General features: G+C 63.6%; 13 protein-coding genes. 2 read left to right on the top strand and 11 right to left on the bottom strand.

Going from position 1 to position 15,791, the window contains the following annotated elements; genetic code table 11:
* Nucleotides 1-182 precede the first annotated feature (182 nt).
* Nucleotides 183-419 carry a hypothetical protein gene (locus O3301_RS02140; protein ID WP_289905587.1) on the top strand — a complete coding sequence of 79 codons (237 nt, stop codon included), beginning with the start codon at nt 183-185 and terminating at the stop codon, nt 417-419.
* 4 nt (nt 420-423) lie between these two features.
* On the opposite strand, the gene O3301_RS02135 is transcribed toward O3301_RS02140, so the two are convergent.
* From O3301_RS02135 to O3301_RS02110, 6 genes are all read right to left on the bottom strand, one after another.
* Entirely contained in the window at nt 424-993 is a 570-nt protein-coding gene (locus O3301_RS02135) for a DUF1439 domain-containing protein (protein WP_289915100.1), read from the bottom strand.
* Nucleotides 994-1,211: 218 nt separating this feature from the next.
* On the bottom strand, nt 1,212-2,123 hold the full coding sequence (locus tag O3301_RS02130) for a hypothetical protein (protein ID WP_305055371.1): 912 nt from the start codon (nt 2,121-2,123) through the stop codon (nt 1,212-1,214).
* Between the two features lie 35 nt (nt 2,124-2,158).
* Complete coding sequence (locus tag O3301_RS02125) at nt 2,159-2,602, bottom strand: hemerythrin domain-containing protein (RefSeq protein ID WP_289898046.1); 444 nt, start codon at nt 2,600-2,602, stop codon at nt 2,159-2,161.
* 94 nt (nt 2,603-2,696) lie between these two features.
* Nucleotides 2,697-4,052 carry a PEP-CTERM-box response regulator transcription factor gene (gene prsR, locus O3301_RS02120; RefSeq protein ID WP_305055370.1) on the bottom strand — a complete coding sequence of 452 codons (1,356 nt, stop codon included), beginning with the start codon at nt 4,050-4,052 and terminating at the stop codon, nt 2,697-2,699.
* A 12-nt stretch (nt 4,053-4,064) separates the two neighbouring features.
* Nucleotides 4,065-6,116: an XrtA/PEP-CTERM system histidine kinase PrsK gene (gene prsK / locus O3301_RS02115; RefSeq protein ID WP_305055369.1), complete on the bottom strand. Its 2,052-nt coding sequence runs from the start codon at nt 6,114-6,116 to the stop codon at nt 4,065-4,067.
* Nucleotides 6,113-7,501 (bottom strand): TIGR03013 family XrtA/PEP-CTERM system glycosyltransferase, encoded by a 1,389-nt coding sequence (locus tag O3301_RS02110; protein WP_289909780.1) that lies wholly within the window; start codon nt 7,499-7,501, stop codon nt 6,113-6,115. The genes prsK and O3301_RS02110 overlap by 4 nt, the downstream gene beginning before the upstream one ends.
* 203 nt (nt 7,502-7,704) lie before the next feature.
* Between O3301_RS02110 and nadB the strand changes: the two genes are divergently transcribed.
* The gene (nadB, locus tag O3301_RS02105; protein WP_099664111.1) at nt 7,705-9,318 is read left to right on the top strand and encodes an L-aspartate oxidase; all 1,614 of its coding nucleotides are present in this window, start codon (nt 7,705-7,707) and stop codon (nt 9,316-9,318) included.
* A gap of 63 nt (nt 9,319-9,381) precedes the next feature.
* On the opposite strand, the gene O3301_RS02100 is transcribed toward nadB, so the two are convergent.
* The 5 genes from O3301_RS02100 to O3301_RS02080 all read right to left on the bottom strand — a co-directional run bounded on the left by O3301_RS02100 (nt 9,382) and on the right by O3301_RS02080 (nt 15,790).
* Nucleotides 9,382-9,720, bottom strand: a complete 339-nt coding sequence (locus O3301_RS02100; protein WP_143451311.1) for a hypothetical protein — start codon at nt 9,718-9,720, stop codon at nt 9,382-9,384.
* Nucleotides 9,721-9,963: 243 nt separating this feature from the next.
* Entirely contained in the window at nt 9,964-11,325 is a 1,362-nt protein-coding gene (locus O3301_RS02095; protein WP_305055368.1) for a toxin-antitoxin system YwqK family antitoxin, read from the bottom strand.
* Nucleotides 11,310-12,656 (bottom strand): toxin-antitoxin system YwqK family antitoxin, encoded by a 1,347-nt coding sequence (locus O3301_RS02090; RefSeq protein ID WP_305055367.1) that lies wholly within the window; start codon nt 12,654-12,656, stop codon nt 11,310-11,312. Before O3301_RS02090 ends, O3301_RS02095 begins: the two co-directional genes overlap by 16 nt.
* A 9-nt stretch (nt 12,657-12,665) precedes the next feature.
* Nucleotides 12,666-14,957, bottom strand: a complete 2,292-nt coding sequence (locus O3301_RS02085; protein WP_305055366.1) for a hypothetical protein — start codon at nt 14,955-14,957, stop codon at nt 12,666-12,668.
* 74 nt (nt 14,958-15,031) lie between these two features.
* Nucleotides 15,032-15,790: a PP2C family serine/threonine-protein phosphatase gene (locus tag O3301_RS02080; RefSeq protein ID WP_305055365.1), complete on the bottom strand. Its 759-nt coding sequence runs from the start codon at nt 15,788-15,790 to the stop codon at nt 15,032-15,034.
* Nucleotide 15,791 lies beyond the last annotated feature (1 nt).

Genomic DNA, 15,791 nt, shown 5'->3' with positions numbered 1-15,791 from the left:
AGGTCGGATTATAGTCGCCATGCTTGCGGGGAAACAATGTCGGTTGAACAATTCCGGTGAGCCGATGTTCGCTGCAGCACGCCTCAAGCCCGCGCCGATGATCGGCAAATGTTACCATCTGGCAATAGCCATACCTGTCGCTCACCACCTTTTTTACCTGGCTCTTGGACTGGAGAAGTTTGATGCAGGAATGCAGATTCAATATTTTCGGCACGCTGATTGCCGTCCGGGGGCAACAAGGAGCATGGCGCGCCTTCTATCTCGGCGCGGAAGGCAAGCGCAGACCCGCCGATTTCATCATTCCCGACGATATTCAAGGCGATGCGTTATGCGAATACCTGGCGGACCTGTTCCATGAAGAGGCGACGCCGCGCAACAACACGGCCACGCAAATCACCACGCCCGCGTTCCAGGCCTAGCCTTTTATTTCACCGGTTCGAACGTCACCGTCAACCCGTTTCCCGTGGTCCGGATCTGCGTGGGCACGAATTGCACGCCCGCATAGCGCAATTCGTCGGGTTTGAACGTATAGATCGGCGTTTCATGCATGAGCTGGTCGGCCACCAGGCTGGCCACCTTGGCGAACTGGCGCTGCTGCGACTCGTCCATGCCGTCGATGGTCACCTTGTCCACGCTCGCTTCGCTCAGGTAGACGGCGTTGCGCTGGGCGTCAAGTACGAGGCGGCCCGACATGGCCAGGCTGCCGCGCCAGCTTTGGCGTATGAATGGCGGCAAGACGCTGGCATCCACGCTGAGGGCGACTCTTTCGCGCTCGGGTTGCAGCGACAATTGCGGATGCGTCAGCTTGACGTCCAGCACGGACAGCACGCGCTTGTCGATGGGAAAGCGGCGCTCCAGGCCTTGCTGCATCTTGCTCAGCGACACATTCACGTCGCGCGGGCCGATCAGGGTGGAGCACGCGGCCAGCACGCTGCAGGCCAAGGCGGCGATGGCGGCGGTTTTCAGCAAGGGACGGAAGGCGGTCACGTTCATGGATAGTCTCGGTGGAAAGATGGCGCCATATTACACATGCGCCCGCTTTCACGCAAAAACCGGCGCCCGCCTTGCAGCGGGCGCCGGTTTGCATGTGGGCCTTGTCAGCGTACGAACAGGGCGATCAGGATTACGATGGGCAATGGAATGCCCAGCAGCAGCAAGAGGATGGAACGCATGGCAGTCTCCTGGATTGAATTGGTGGATTAATCGGTAAATTAAATGGTCACATGGCGCAGCACGCGCTCATGGTCGCGCTGGCGACCACCAAACGTGGCGGCCAGGCTGGCCACGAAAGCGCCCAGCAGCAAGGCGACGAACATCCACAGCGCCGTATGGGCGCCGGCCTTGCGGGCCGTATCGGCCGCTTGCTGTGCCTGCGCCTTGGCATCGGCGGCAGCCTTGGCGGCGCGGCCGTAGACGGCGTCGACGCGCGCTTCCGCCTCCGCCTGCGTCAAGCCCGTGCGGCTGGCGACGACCTGGCCCAGGTAGGCGCGGTCATCGGCGGCCAGGCTGCCCGTGGACAGGCCGGTGGCGAAGATCTTGCCGATTTCGCCGCGCTGTCCGGCGGATACGCCGCCCGCTTCGCCCGCCCCGGCCGCCGGAGCGGCGCGCAGCAGCATGTCCGAGTAATAATCAAGCGGATTGGCACTGCTGCCCTCGCCCGCCTTGGCGCCGGCCGCCGCTGCGCCCGCCCCTACGGCCGGGCCAATGGCAGCCGCCACGCCGCTGCCCGTATCAATGGCACCGCTCAGCACGGCCCGCGTGCCGCCGGCCAGCACGGCCACGGTGATCAGGGTGGCCACGGCCCAGGCCAGCAAACCGTGCGCCGTATCGCGGAAATGCACTTCATCCGTGTGGATGGAGCTCCATTTCACGCGCAGACGGCCCGCCATGTAGCCGCCGATGCCGGACGCGGCCAGTTGCATGAAGGCCAGCCAGGCGATAGTCGACACGCCGATGGCCGTCGCATTGAACGACCACGGCGACACGGACGACAGACCCAGGCCCACGCCGAGGATCAGCAGGATGAAGGACAAGGCGGCCGCAGCGGCAGCGCCCGCCAGCACGGCGCCCCAGGAGACGCCCGGATTGTTCAAGTCCGAGACGGACAGTTGTGTAGCTTGCATGAAATACTCCCTTGGTTGTTGATTGTTTAAGCCGTTCAGGCGGCGACGCCCGTCAGCTGTTCCTTGCGCGCGGCCATTTCCTTGCCCAGCGCATCGAGGTCGACGGCCGTATGGCGCACCTTGGGAAACATGTCGCCCTCTTCTTCCTTGACGTGGTGCTCGATCTGCTCGGACAGCACCTTGACCTTGGCGTCGTACAGGTCGTCGGCCGGGTCCATCGCTTCGATCTGCGCGATGAGTTCCTTGGCGCTCGCGTGCTCGACGACGGCTTCATCCATCAGATCGCCATCGTGGATGGGGCGGCGCACGGCCGGGTAAAAGATTTCTTCTTCCAGCTGCGTGTGCACGGTCAATTCCTGACAGATCTGATCGGCCAGCTTTTTCTTGGTGGCAAATGAGCGGTCGCTCAAGCCTTCATATTGTGCAAACAAAGCCTTCACGGCCTTATGGTCCTGCATCAATAAACTGATCGCGTTCATGGCGCCTCCTCGTTGTGGATGAGGCAAGGATGCGCCACGGCGGCGCCAGCGTATGTGCGACGCCTTACACAATCTTGATTTTTAATACATTCGCCTACTTGATGCCGTGGTGGCCCATCAGGTCGTACAGGGTGGGCCGGCTCACGCCCAGCAGCTCGGCTGCCTTGGCGATATTGCCGTCGGCCCGCGCCAGCGCGCGCACCATCACCTTGTATTCGGCCCCTTCGCGGGCCTGGCGCAGGTTCAGCGGCTCGTCCGGGGGCGCCGCCCGGGCGCTGGCGGGCAAGCCCAGGTCGTCGGCGGCGATCTGCGGCCCGTCGCACATGATGACGGCCCGCTTGATGCAGTTTTCCACTTCGCGCACATTGCCGGGCCAGCCATAGCTTTCGATCAGCTGCAGCGCGCCCGCGCTGAAATGCAGGTTGCTGCGGCCCTCGCTGGCACAAAACTTGTTCTTGAAATGCTGCGCCAGCAAGGTGCAATCGCCGGCCCGCTCGCGCAAGGGCGGAATGCGCAAGACGATTTCGCTGAGGCGGTAAAACAAGTCCTCGCGGAAACGTCCCTGTTCCGCCAGCACTTTCAGGTCCTGGTGCGTGGCGCAGACGATGCGCACGTCGACGGCGATCTCGGCGCGCCCGCCTACCCTTTCGATGACCCTCTCCTGCAGGAAGCGCAGCAATTTCGCCTGCAGCGGCATCGGCATGTCGCCGATTTCATCGAGAAAGAAAGTGCCGCCGTGGGCCAGTTCGATCTTGCCCAGGGTTTGCCGCGCCGCGCCCGTGAACGCGCCCCGCTCATAGCCGAACAGCTCGCTTTCCAGCAGGTTTTCCGGAATGGCCGCGCAATTGATGGCAACGAAACGCTGCGCATGGCGGCTCGACAGCGCATGCAGTCCCCGCGCGATCAGCTCCTTGCCGCTGCCCGAATCGCCCAGCAGCATCACGCTGGCCGACGAGGGCGCCACTTTTTCCACGTTGCGGCACAGTTTCAGCATGCCGGGATCGCGGCTGACGATGCAGGCCAGGGGAGAATCGGCCTGCGTCTGCAGCATGCGGCGGTTTTCCTGCTGCATCGCGTGCAAGTAAAACGCGCGCGCGATGACCAGGCCCAGCATGTCCGCCTCGAACGGTTTCTGGTGGAAATCGTAGGCGCCCAGCGCGATGGCCTTCAAGGCATGTGCGCGCTCCTGGTTGCCCGAGAGGATGATGACTTTCGTGTCCGGCGCCAGCGCGAGGATTTGCTGCAGGGTAGCCAAGCCTTCCGTGGCGCCGTCCGGGTCGGGCGGCAAGCCCAGGTCCATCGTCACCACGGCCGGCTGGTGGCGCCGCACGAGCGCCAGCGCCGCCTCGCGCTCGCCCGCCAGCAAGACGTCGTAACCGTCAAAGCTCCAGTGCAACTGCTTTTGCAGACCGGGATCGTCTTCGATGACCAGCAGTTTCTGTTTGCCCATGGCACTCCTTTGCTATGCCGCATGCAGCGGCAGGATCACGCGAAACGTCGTGCCCACTTGCGGCTCGCTGCGCACTTCCAGGCTGCCGCCCACTTCGCGCAGGTATTCGCGGCTTTCGAACACGCCGATGCCCATGCCCGCCGTCTTGGTCGTGTCGAACGGTGTAAATAGACGTTCGCGGATGAATTGTTCGCTCATGCCCTGCCCCGTATCGTCGAGCTCGACGACGGCCGTATGCTGCACGCGCCGCAAGCGCACGGCCACCTTGCCATCGCTGGCCGTGGCCTCGATGGCGTTCTGGATCAAATGGCCCAGCACCCGCTCCAGCCGCGCGCGGTTGGCCAGCACCGTCAGTTCGCCATCGACGATTTCCAGGCACGGGGCCGGCGCCAGGCTGGCCTTGGCCGCCACAGCCTGGCGCAGCAAGCCGTCCAGCAGCAGCGGCGCCGGTGCTTCCGGCGCTTCGCCGCGCGCCAGTTTCTGCAGCAGGGTCTTCATTTTCTGCACGGAATGGTCCAAAGTGCCCAGCATGTCTTCCTGGAAGGCGGGATTGGCGCGGTGCTTTTCCGCATTGCTCAGTAGCAGCGACAGCTGGAACACCAAATTCTTGAGATCGTGCACGATGAAGGTGGACATGCGGTTGAACGAATCGAACTGGCGCGCCACCGTCAGGGTGGCGAGCGATTCGCGGTGCGCCAGGTAGCTGGCGGCTTGGCTGCCGGCAATTTTCAGCACGTCGCGGATTTCCCAGTTCAAGCCGATGCGCGTACGGGGCCGCGCCAGCGCGACAAAGGCGAACAGCTGGCCATGCAGCATCAAGGGCACCAGCAGCCACACGTCGGGCAGCGCCAGCAGCGCGGGCGGCAGCGGCAAGCCGCCGTACTGGTCCGGATTCTGCACCCAGTCGGGCACGTCGATCACCCATTGTCTTGCTTCCAGGAACTGGCACAGGGGGCCGGACGCTGGCTCGCTCCACGTGCCCGGCGGCCAGTTCCAGCTGGCGGCCGGCGCGAACCGGTCCTGCTCGCGCAAGATCCACAGCGCGCCGGCGCGGCTTTCCACCAACTGCGCCATGGCCTGTATCGTGCGTTCGCCCAGGTCAGGCCCGTCTTCGGACAGCGCGCGCGTAAATCGCAGCCACTCTTCGCGGTAATCGAAGATGGCATTGTAGAAATGCTTGTTGATCGTCACCTTCAGCTTGGCGCGCAAGCTGCCGGAAAACAGCACGCCCGCCAGCAGCAAGGCCGCGCCGCCCAGGTAGGCCATTTGCATCAAGGAACCCCAGGTGCCGCCGAAGTAGCGCAAATAGTAGGCGCTGGCCGCCATGGCCAGCAAATAGATAGCCGAGCCCAGCAAGGCAGCCGAGCGGTACAGCATCTGGCGCGACACGGACAAGCCCAGCGCCCAGCCGGGATTGCGTGCGGCCGAGATGGCCAGCAGGGGCGCGCACAGGGCGTCGACGATGCCGCGCGCGGCCCAGATATCATCGTTGACCGCGCGAAACAGCAAGGCGTCGCTGTACAGATAGAAATCGTAGGCGAACAGGCCACCGACACCGAGGCACGCAAACTTGATGCCCCAGCGCTTCAAGGGCGGCGTATTGCGGTACCACTGTTCCACCAGCAACATGCCCAGCACGGCCAGCAGCAATCGGCAGACACTGGCGATGAATCGCGCCGGCAAAGGCAGCGCCAGCCAGGACGAGGCCATGGAGAGCAGCCAGGGCGCCAGCGCCGTGAGGGCGATGCCGGCCAGCACCAGGCGCAAACGGGACCGCGCCGGTTCGATCAGCAGCAGCAAGAACACCAGCCAGGCCAGGGTGCGCAGCAGTTCCAGCGCATCGCCGGCCAGCGCCGCGCGCTGCCCCAGCAGCACCAGCACGACCGTACCCGTCGCCCAGCCGCCCGTCGCCAGGCAGGCGACCAGCAAGGCGCGCACGTTTTGCCGCGCGCGCCAGTTGCTGATGAGCAGCAGCGCCAGCACGAAGAAGGCCAGCGACGCCAGGCCGTGGCTGAGGGCCGCCGCATCGGCCGCCGCCAGCCAGTCCGACTGCGCCCGCATCATCGGCTGCCCTTGCCAAACAGCACCACCTGCACCGTGTCGAGCAAGATCAGCAAGTCGAGGAACAGGCTATTGTTTTTCACATAATACAGATCATATTGCAGTTTTTTGACGGCGTCGTCGACGGAGGCGCCATATTGATAACGCACCTGCGCCAGGCCCGTGATGCCCGGCTTGATGCTGTGACGAATGTTGTAGTACGGTACCTGCTGCTTCAATTGCTCGACAAAGTAGGCGCGCTCGGGGCGCGGTCCCACGAAACTCATCTCGCCGCGAAACACATTGAGCATCTGCGGCAGCTCGTCGATACGAAGCTTGCGGATCAGCTTGCCCACGCGCGTGATGCGCGCATCGTTGTCCAGCGCCCAGATGGGCTTGCCATCGCGCTCCGCATCGCAGCGCATGCTGCGAAACTTCAGCACATTGAAGGGCAAGCCGTCGCGCCCCACCCGCTCTTGCTGGTAAAACACGGGGCCGCCGTCTTCCAGGCGGATGCACACGGCCGTCGCCAGCATCACGGGCAGCGCCGCCAGGCAGATGACGCCGCTGGCGGCCAGGTCGAACAGCCGCTTTGAGGCGGCACGGAAAAAACTCTGGTCGAAGCCGCCGCCATAGATCAGATAGCTCGGTTGCAAGGAATCGATGCGGATCTGGCACGCTTCGCGCTCGAAAAACGTGGCCGCGTCGATCACTTTCACGCCGCCCAGCGCGCATTCCAGTAGTTGCTTGGCAGGAAATGCACCATTGCGCCGGTCGCTGACGGAAACGACGATCTCGTGCGCCGCATGGCGCTGGGCCATGGCCAGCAGCGACGGTTCCGCCGGCAACAAGGCCGAAGCCGGTACGCAGCATTGCTCGCCAGCCACGTCGATGCAGCCGACGACGGTAAACTGGTGGAAACCGATCTTGCTCGCCGCCAAGTCCATGCATTCGCGCGCCAACGCTCCGCCGCCCACCAGGATCAGCCGTCCTTCCATCAGCGCCGATTGCGAGGATTTGAACACCACCAGGCGCGCCAGCAGCACGCCGATGGCGCCCAGGCCGAAGATCAGCACGCTGCCGCGCCCGAAATGCAAGGAAGGAATAAAGCGGATCAAGACGCTGAGCACGGCAAAACCCAGCGCGAACGACGGCAGGATGCGCAACAGGGTGTTGCGGATGTCTTCGCGCGAGCGGTGCTGGTACATGCCCAGCGCGCTCATGCTGAAAACGATGACCAGGGCAAAGATCGAGGACGACAAATACACCTCGCTCGCCCGCACGAGGCGGCTGCCATCCGCCAGCCACAGCAGCGACGTCAGGGTGGCCGACAGCAGCAGGATCAGGATTTCCAGCAACAGCAAGATAAACGCTGTTTTCGAGACGTAATGGCTGAAGATGCGGATCATGGGGCCTCCTGCGGCAAAGGCAACACGCTGCGCTCATGGCGGCCTGCTGCTCTCCTGCCATCATGGCGAACTGTTCCACGAGGACATTGATACGCCACAAGCTACGGCCCCAGCTATCTTTCACCGGCAGAATTTATCTCAACACATTACCGATTGATGTGAAATGGACTATAGTATGCTTCCCCTGAAAAAAGATAAATGTCATGAAATTTGATGTAGCGATTGTCGGCAGTGGCCTGGCGGGTTTATCGGTTGCACTGCATTTAGCTGAGACGCGCACCGTCGCGATCATTTCCAAACGCGCGCTGCTCGATGGCGCCAGCAACTGGGCGCAAGGCGGGATCGCGGCCGTGCTGGACTCGGGCGACAGCCACCAGCAGCACATCGAAGACACCCTGATCGCGGGCGGCGGCCTGTGCGACGAGAGCGCCACGCGCTACATCGTCGAGCACGGCCGCGAAGCCATCGAATGGCTGATCGAGCAAGGCGTGCCGTTTACGCGCGACGCCACGGCCGAACTGGGTTTCCACCTGACCCGCGAAGGCGGCCACAGCCAGCGCCGCATCATCCACGCGGCCGATGCCACCGGGCACGCCGTGCAAGTGACCCTGGAAGAAAAGGTGCGCGCCCACCCGAACATCAGCCTGTTCGAACACCATTGCGCGATCGACCTGATCACCTCAGACAAGCTGGGCATGAAGCCGGCCCAGCGCAACGCGCAACCGCATTGCCACGGCCTGTACGTGCAGGATGAACAAACGGGGAAAGTCCTCACCTTTGCCGCCGAGCACACCGTGCTGGCCACGGGCGGCGCCGGCAAGGTGTATTTATATACAACGAATCCCGACACGGCCAGCGGCGACGGCATCGCCATGGCCTGGCGCGCCGGCTGCCGCGTGTCGAACATGGAGTTCATCCAGTTCCACCCCACGTGCCTGTACCACCCGTATGCGAAATCCTTCCTGATCACCGAAGCCATCCGTGGCGAAGGAGGATTGCTGAAACTGCCGCCTGAAGCGGGCGCGGCAGCAGGCACGCGCTTCATGCTGGCGCACGACGAGCGGGCCGAACTGGCGCCACGCGACGTGGTGGCGCGCGCCATCGACTTCGAAATCAAGAAACGGGGTCTCGATTACGTGCACCTGGACATCAGCCACAAGCCGGCCGAATTCCTCATCGAACACTTCCCCACCATCTACGCGCGCTGCCTGGAACTGGGCATCGACATCACCAAGCAGCCTATCCCCATCGTGCCCGCCGCCCACTACACGTGCGGCGGCGTCGTGACGGATCTGTCCGGCCGCGCCGACTTGCCGGGCCTGTATGCCGTGGGCGAGACGGCGTGCACGGGCTTGCATGGCGCGAACCGCCTGGCGTCGAATTCCTTGCTGGAATGCATCGTCATCGGCCGCGCCTGCGCGCAAGACATCGAAAGCAAGGAAAAGCTGGGCACGCCGTATCTGCCCGACTGGGATGAAAGCCGCGTCACGGATGCGGATGAGGAGGTGGTGATTTCGCACAACTGGGACGAGCTGCGCCGCTTCATGTGGAATTACGTGGGCATCGTGCGCACAACGAAGCGCCTGGAGCGGGCCCAGCACCGCATCGCCCTGCTGAAGGAAGAAATCGACGAGTACTACCGCAACTTCCGCATCACCCACGATTTGCTGGAATTGCGCAACCTGGTCGACGTGGCCTCGATGATCGTCAACAGCGCCCTGTCCCGCCGCGAAAGCCGAGGCCTGCACTTCAGCCGCGATTATCCGGAAACGTTACCGAAGGCCATCGCCAGCGTGCTGACGCCGCCGCACCGGTAAACTGTTCGTGATTGGGGAGATGCCTCACTGGCATACTCCCTGGCGGCTCATCAGACCGCTCTTTTATTTTTGCGTTCCCCACACAGACGGCTGTGGCAATGGCTGTGTTGGTTGAAACGATGGTAGAGGTTGCAGTGGCTGAATCTCCTGGCGTGGCGCTGGCTTTGCCTGAGGCTGATATCCGTAAGAGCTATCTGCTTGATTTGGAACAGTTCCAGCCTTCCCCGTGTAGGGATTGACATTGCCCTGTGTGCTGTAGTTATTCGAAATGGTGCTGTCAGGTGCGGTTCTTTGATGCGGTGCCACGTAAGTTCCATCTTTTTTCGTGTACCCATTTACATGCACTTGGGCATTGGCAATGCTGGTGAACAACACCATTGATATCGCTAAGTATTTGATCATTTACTTCTTTCAGGTTCCGGCATAGTGGCGTGTCGTTGCGCCCGCAAAAAAGATTGCCGTTTCCTTGAGGCTATATTTTTTGGTATGGTGACTATAGGCCAATTCTCATAGGTAAAGAATAAAGTATTTCTTTCCAATACAAATAGAGGAAATTGACTGATTTTCTGTAGTAAATATGCAACCATCTAGATAAATTCGGTATTTATCAAACTGCCGCAGCACCGTTGGAATACACGTCAAATATCAATCCTCCGGCATCTCAAACTCAATCCCATCTTCCGTGTACGACATCTTGGCCGACTCGCCCGTGCATGCGCCCTGCGGCTCGTCCGCCACATAGCGGCACTCGCTTTCCACGCTGCCATCTTCCCGCCAGTGCCGGGTCCAGCCCTGGCGCTCGCCATCCACGTACTCGATCAACTGCCTCGGCTTGCCATCGGCATACCAGGAACGCAAGGCGCCCTCCTCGCGGCCGCCAGCGTTCCATAGTTTGTGCACGATCAATACGCCGGTCCGGCTGAAGCGTTGTTCGCTGCGCAACACAAAGTGATCGACGTGCGTGCGCTTGCTGGCGACTTTGCCGTCCGGGTAATATTCGACGCTCTCGCCGACAGGCTTGCCGTCCACGTAGGTGGCAGTGCGCTGCACCTTGCCATCTGGAAAATATCGGATGCTCGGTCCCGTCATGATGCCGTTGTCATGCTGGCTGCGGCTTTCCACGGCGCCGTCCGGATAGAACCGCAGCAATTCGCCATCCGTCCTGCCCTTGACCTGGGTCGTGCGCGTTTTCAGCTTGCCGTCCTCGTCGAACGTTTCCATCACACCATCGGCGCGGGCGCCGTTGCGGTAGGTGCGCGACGCGATCTGCTTGCCATTCTGGTGATAAGTCTGTTCCTCCCCGTCCTGCACGCCATTGCGCCACGTAATACGCATGGAAACCTTGCCTTCCGGGTAATACAGAGTCTGCACACCCTCCTGCACGCCGCGCCCATCCCGCTCCATCTGCATCTCGACTTGTCCGTGCGGGTAATACATGCTGTAGTTGCCCACCAGCTTGCCGCGCAGGTAATCGGGAGCGTTGACGTGGCCAATCAACCGCTTCGGTTCGCCTTCGCGCACATGATAGATCTCGACTTGCCAGGTGCCGGGCGTCTTGCCGGGCGGCAGCGGCAGGACCAGCGCATAGCGCGCCTCTTCCATCACCTCGCCGCGCGACAGGTTGTGGTTCAGGTAGAGCCGCGCCTTGCCGTCGGCACAGTGCGCATCGCAGCCGCGCAGCATGTGGATGACGGGAATGGCCTCGGCCTTGGCCTGATCTGGCGCCGGGCAGGCGCGCAGGCGCACGAGCAAGGGATTCCTGTCGCGTATCATGTTGGCCAGCTCGGCCTTCATGACGCCATACTGTTCCTCGTTCAGTCCGACCGACGCCGCATCCATGCGCAGCTGCCTGCCGCCGCAGCCCGTGTCCTCGTCCACGGTCAGGATATCGCCGCCGCCGGGCGCGGCCGTGATCGCCGTGACCACTTGCCGCTGCACGATCTCGGCATGGGCCAGCGCCGGCAACAGCAGCATGGCGCCAAACAAATGTTTCAAAGTGCGCGCCATGCCTGCTCCTTGCGCTGCAGTTCCGGCGCTGGCGGCGCTTCCCCGCATGCGCCCTGGGCCTTGCCGGCCAGATACCGGCATTCATTCTTCAGGCTGCCATCCTCGTGCCAGCTGCGGCTCCAGCCGTCGCGCCGGTCGTTTACGTACTCGATGGCTTGCTCGGGCTTGCCATTTTCATACCACGAGCGCGACGTGCCCTGCTCGCGCAATTGCGCATCCCACCGTCTTTCCAGTACCAGCACGCCCTGGGGGCTGTAGCGCCGGACGCTCAGCAGCCCGCCTTCGTCGCCATATTGCTGGCGGGATTGCACCTTGCCGTCGGGATAGAACTCCAGCGCCTCCCCTACGGGCAAATCGTTGACCTGCGTCATGGTGGCGCGCACGGCGCCATCGGGATAGTATTCCGCGCTGCGGCCATTGAACTTGCCCTTGCTCACTTGCGTGCGGCCGGCTACTTTTCCATCCGGGAAATACGAGAGCAGTTCGCCTTCCATGCGGCCATCGCGCAGCACGTAACTGGTGCTCAGCTTGCCATTCGCGTCAAACGTCTGCACGGGGCCGTCCACGCGCTGTCCCTTGCGGTACACGCTGGCCTCGCGCAGCTGGCCCGTGGCGTGATATTGCTGGTGCGTGCCCTCTGGCAAACCATGGCGCCAGTTGCCACGCGATTCCAGGCTGCCATCCGCGCGATACAGGCTGGTGACGCCATCCTGCCGTCCCTGCCCATCCTGCGCCACCTGTTTCTCGATTTTTCCATCAGGGTAATACGTGACATAGCCGCCCACCAGCTCGCCCTGCGCATAGTCGGCGCGGTTGACCTGGCCCGACAGGCGCAGCTTGCCGCCTGCTACGCTGACAATCTCCACCTTCCACGTGCCCGGCAGCTTGCCTTTCGGCAAGGGCAACAGCAGCACGTTGGGCGCGTTTTCCTGCTCGATGGGGTAGAAACGCTCGTGCAGGTACAGTCGCGCCCGGCCATCGGCGCAGGCGGCTGGCGTGCAGGCGGCGATCTGGCGCACGATGGGCACGCTCGCATCCTCCGGGCATTTTTTCACGGTGACGAGCATGGGCGTCCTGGCGCGCATGCGTTCAGCCAGCTGGACTTTCAGCGCCTCGTACGGCGCCTCGTCGAGGTTCACCGAGCGCGCATCCATGCGTATCTGCTTGCCGCCGCAAGCCGTCGTGCCGGCAATAGTGAACACATCGCCGCCTTCGCTATCCGGCTCGCTGGCCATCGCCGTCACCACCAGGCGCTGCACGATTTCCGCCTGCGCCATGGCTGAATACAGCAAGGAAGCGCCCAGCACGGCGCATATCGTCTTGATTTTCATGCTATTCCTCTAATTTTCCGCCGTGACGGCGACACCGCCCGGCACGAAGCTGACCCGGCCATCGCGGTAACGCACCAGCACCACCACCTTGGCATCCATCAATTGACCGTGCTGCACGGCCGGCAGATAGGTCCAGCGCTGCACGCTATCGAGCAGCGCCTTGTTGAGCATGGGTTCCATCGGCAATTCCGCTGTCGCAAGCGTCAGGCTGCCGTCGGCGGCAATCGACAGGATCAAGCGGTTTTCGCCCGTCGCGTGCTTTGCATCGAGCACGCCGTAGTCGACCGTCGTCATCGTCTCGCGCTGCACGCCGCCGACCTGGTCCCGCAGCGGCGGCATGGCCTGGAGTTTTTGCGCCAGCAGCGCGCCATCGGCCAGCGTCTTGTCCCAGCGTTTCTGGTAGGCGCCCGGTTGCGCCAGGCGCAACACCCGGGCGGTCAGATCCATGCGCTGCATGGTGCGCGCAACGCCATTGTCGGCCGGCTCGCCCGGGTCGGCCGGCAAGGCGTTCTGCACGGCATAACGGTAAGCCGTCAGGCGCGCCAGCGCCACCAGATTGACGGCGTCGCGCTCGTCGCCGCCGCGCAGCTGTGCAGCAGCCGCGATGCCCAGCCAGGCCGTGCCATCGGTCGGGCGCGCCCACACGGCTTGCTCGAAGTACTGGCGCGCCGCCTGCGGTTCGTTCACGCTCAGGTGCATGCGGCCCATGGCCGCCGCCACCAGATGGTCGCGCGGGTTGGCTTGCAGCAGATCAAGATAGTTGGCGACCAGCGCCGGCTGATAGCCGGGCACCCAGCCCAGGCCTTCCAGCAACGAGGCGCGCAGCTGGGCCTGCGTGCGGTCGCCGCCGTAGCCGGACTGCTTTTCTTCGCCGGCCCGGTACAGCAGTTGCAAGCCGCGCGTGACGGCGTCATCGTCGCCCTTGGTGACGGCTTGCGACAGGCTGCGCACGGCCTTGCGCGCATCGGACGGCTGGAAACCTGTCGCCTTGCGCGGGCGCCAGCGAAATACTTCCAGGCCAGCCGCCTGGTCGGCTTGCGCCTGCAAGTTGGCCTTGTCCTTGACTTCATCGGACGACGAGGTCCAGGCCGTAAAGCCGATCAGGAACAGCACGATCAAGAGCACCACCACGGCCCAGCCCTTGCCCGTGATGCCGCCGCCCGCGTTGCCCGCCACATTGCCGGCCACATTGCCGGCCCAGTTCGCAGCGGGAATGGCGACGGGCGCCTGCCCCGGCGCCGTGCGGCGCGCGCTGCGCTGCAGCGGCGGCGGCTGTTGCAGTTGCATCTGCTGCGCCTGCACGGAGGCTTGCGCGGCCGCACCGATGACCTTGTCGCGCGCGCATGCAGCGCAGCCCAGGCCCGCAAAATGCTGGTGTTCGGGATGCGCGGCACACACGACGAGCTTGCCGCCGCTGCGCTGAGCATAGCCGCGCAGCAACTGCGCCCAGTCGGCCGCCGCGGGCCGCTGGGGTTTCGGCGACTGGGAAAACGCGCGGTCGAACATGGCGCGCAATTCGGGCGGCATCAGCGCATGGCCGCTGGTGGCGTTCGGCGCCAGCTGCTTGTGGCGCTTCACACCGTACGCGTAGCAGCCGTCGCGGATGCGGCCGGGAATGTCGGTCGCCACTTGCGCATTGCCGGGCCGCCCGCTGTACGGGTGAATGCCGAAGTTGAGCAACTGGAAGATGATGACGGCCAGGGCGAAGCGGTCTTGCGCCATTTCCGTGCCCGCCGGCATGCCCTTGCGCTGGAATTCCGGCGCCAGGTAGTCGGCCGTGAATTGCTCGGCAGGAAATCGCTCCGCATGGCCCTGGATGCTGAAACCGTCGCAATCGAGCATGGCGATGTACAGCGAATCGCGGTAAAAACGCAGGTTCACGGGTTTCAGATCGACCACGTAATGCTGCTGCTGGTGCAGCGCATCGATGACGGCGGCCAGGTTGGCGGCCAGGGTCAGCTTGGGACCGAGTCCCGTAGGCAATCCTGCCGCGCGCGCTTGCCGCTCCTGCATGATCTGTTCCAGCTCGGCCGTCTGCGCCATGTCCAGCAAGGGCATGACGAAACCGGCAAAGCCGTCCTGGCCATCGAACACGGCCGCTTGCGGCCAGGCGATCTGGACGTAGCGCTTGCCGTTTTCCACTTGATCGGGCAGCTCGGGCGACAGTTCCAGCATCGCCTCGAGCTTGCGCCGGTTGGCGGCCCGATCCAGGTGCGGGTGGTACAGCTTGGCAACCTGCGCGGGCGCGCCGGGCAACAGGTACACGCTGCCCGCGCCGCCGCTCTTGATGAGTTTGCCCAAGATCAAACTACGGACTTTATCCAGCCAAATTTTTCCACCCGGACTCAGGCCGGGTGTCACGCCTTGCTTCCGGCTCATGCGCGCAAGGCCAGCAGCAGGGTCTTGTCGTCGCCCGTGATCTGGTGCGTGCGCGGGTCGGCCAGAGTGGACGCCAGCGCCGTATTGCCCAGCTCGATACTTTCGACCGTCCGCAAATAGCCTTGCACGGCATCCATGAACGGCGCGTACAGGCCACCATTGTTCTTGCTCATGGCAAAGGGCATGCAGCCATCCGACATCAGCACCACGCCGCGCGCGGACTGGGGAATCGGCAACAGGCGCAGCTGTTCGCGCCAGCGCTCGCCCGACAGAAAATAGGTTTCGTTGGCGTATTCGCCGTTGGCGGGCAACGAGATGAGTTCGCCGCCATCGCCCAGTTGCGCCACGCCCAGGCCGTCGCCCAGGTGGAAGAAGAAGCCAGCATCTTGCCCCATGACCACGCCGACGACGGTGGCAGCGTAGTCGTCGAGGGTGGCGTTGGCGGCGCGGGCGATGTCGTCCAGCGCGGCGCGGATCTGCGCCAGGGTGCCCGCCAGCGCGCCGTCATGCAAATCCTGCACGGTGGCGCCCTGCTCCAGCCGTCCGGCCAGCGCTTGCACGGTTTGCGTTGCAACAAACTGCGCGCCCTGCTCGCTGAGCCTGGCCGAACCGGCGCCATCGCAAACGATGGCGACCAGCACGCCATTCACGACGGCGTGCGCATGCGCATCCTGGCAAGCGATGTCTTTATCCAGGTGCGCCTTGCCCGTGACGGAGGCGCCGAACACGCGCCAGATATTCTGTACTGCAGTCATG

The organism is Janthinobacterium sp. SUN211, assembly GCF_030587315.1.
Taxonomy (GTDB): domain Bacteria; phylum Pseudomonadota; class Gammaproteobacteria; order Burkholderiales; family Burkholderiaceae_D; genus Janthinobacterium; species Janthinobacterium kumbetense.
The sequence above is the reverse complement of the archived record's forward strand: the minus strand, read 5'-3'. Positions and strand labels throughout refer to the sequence as shown.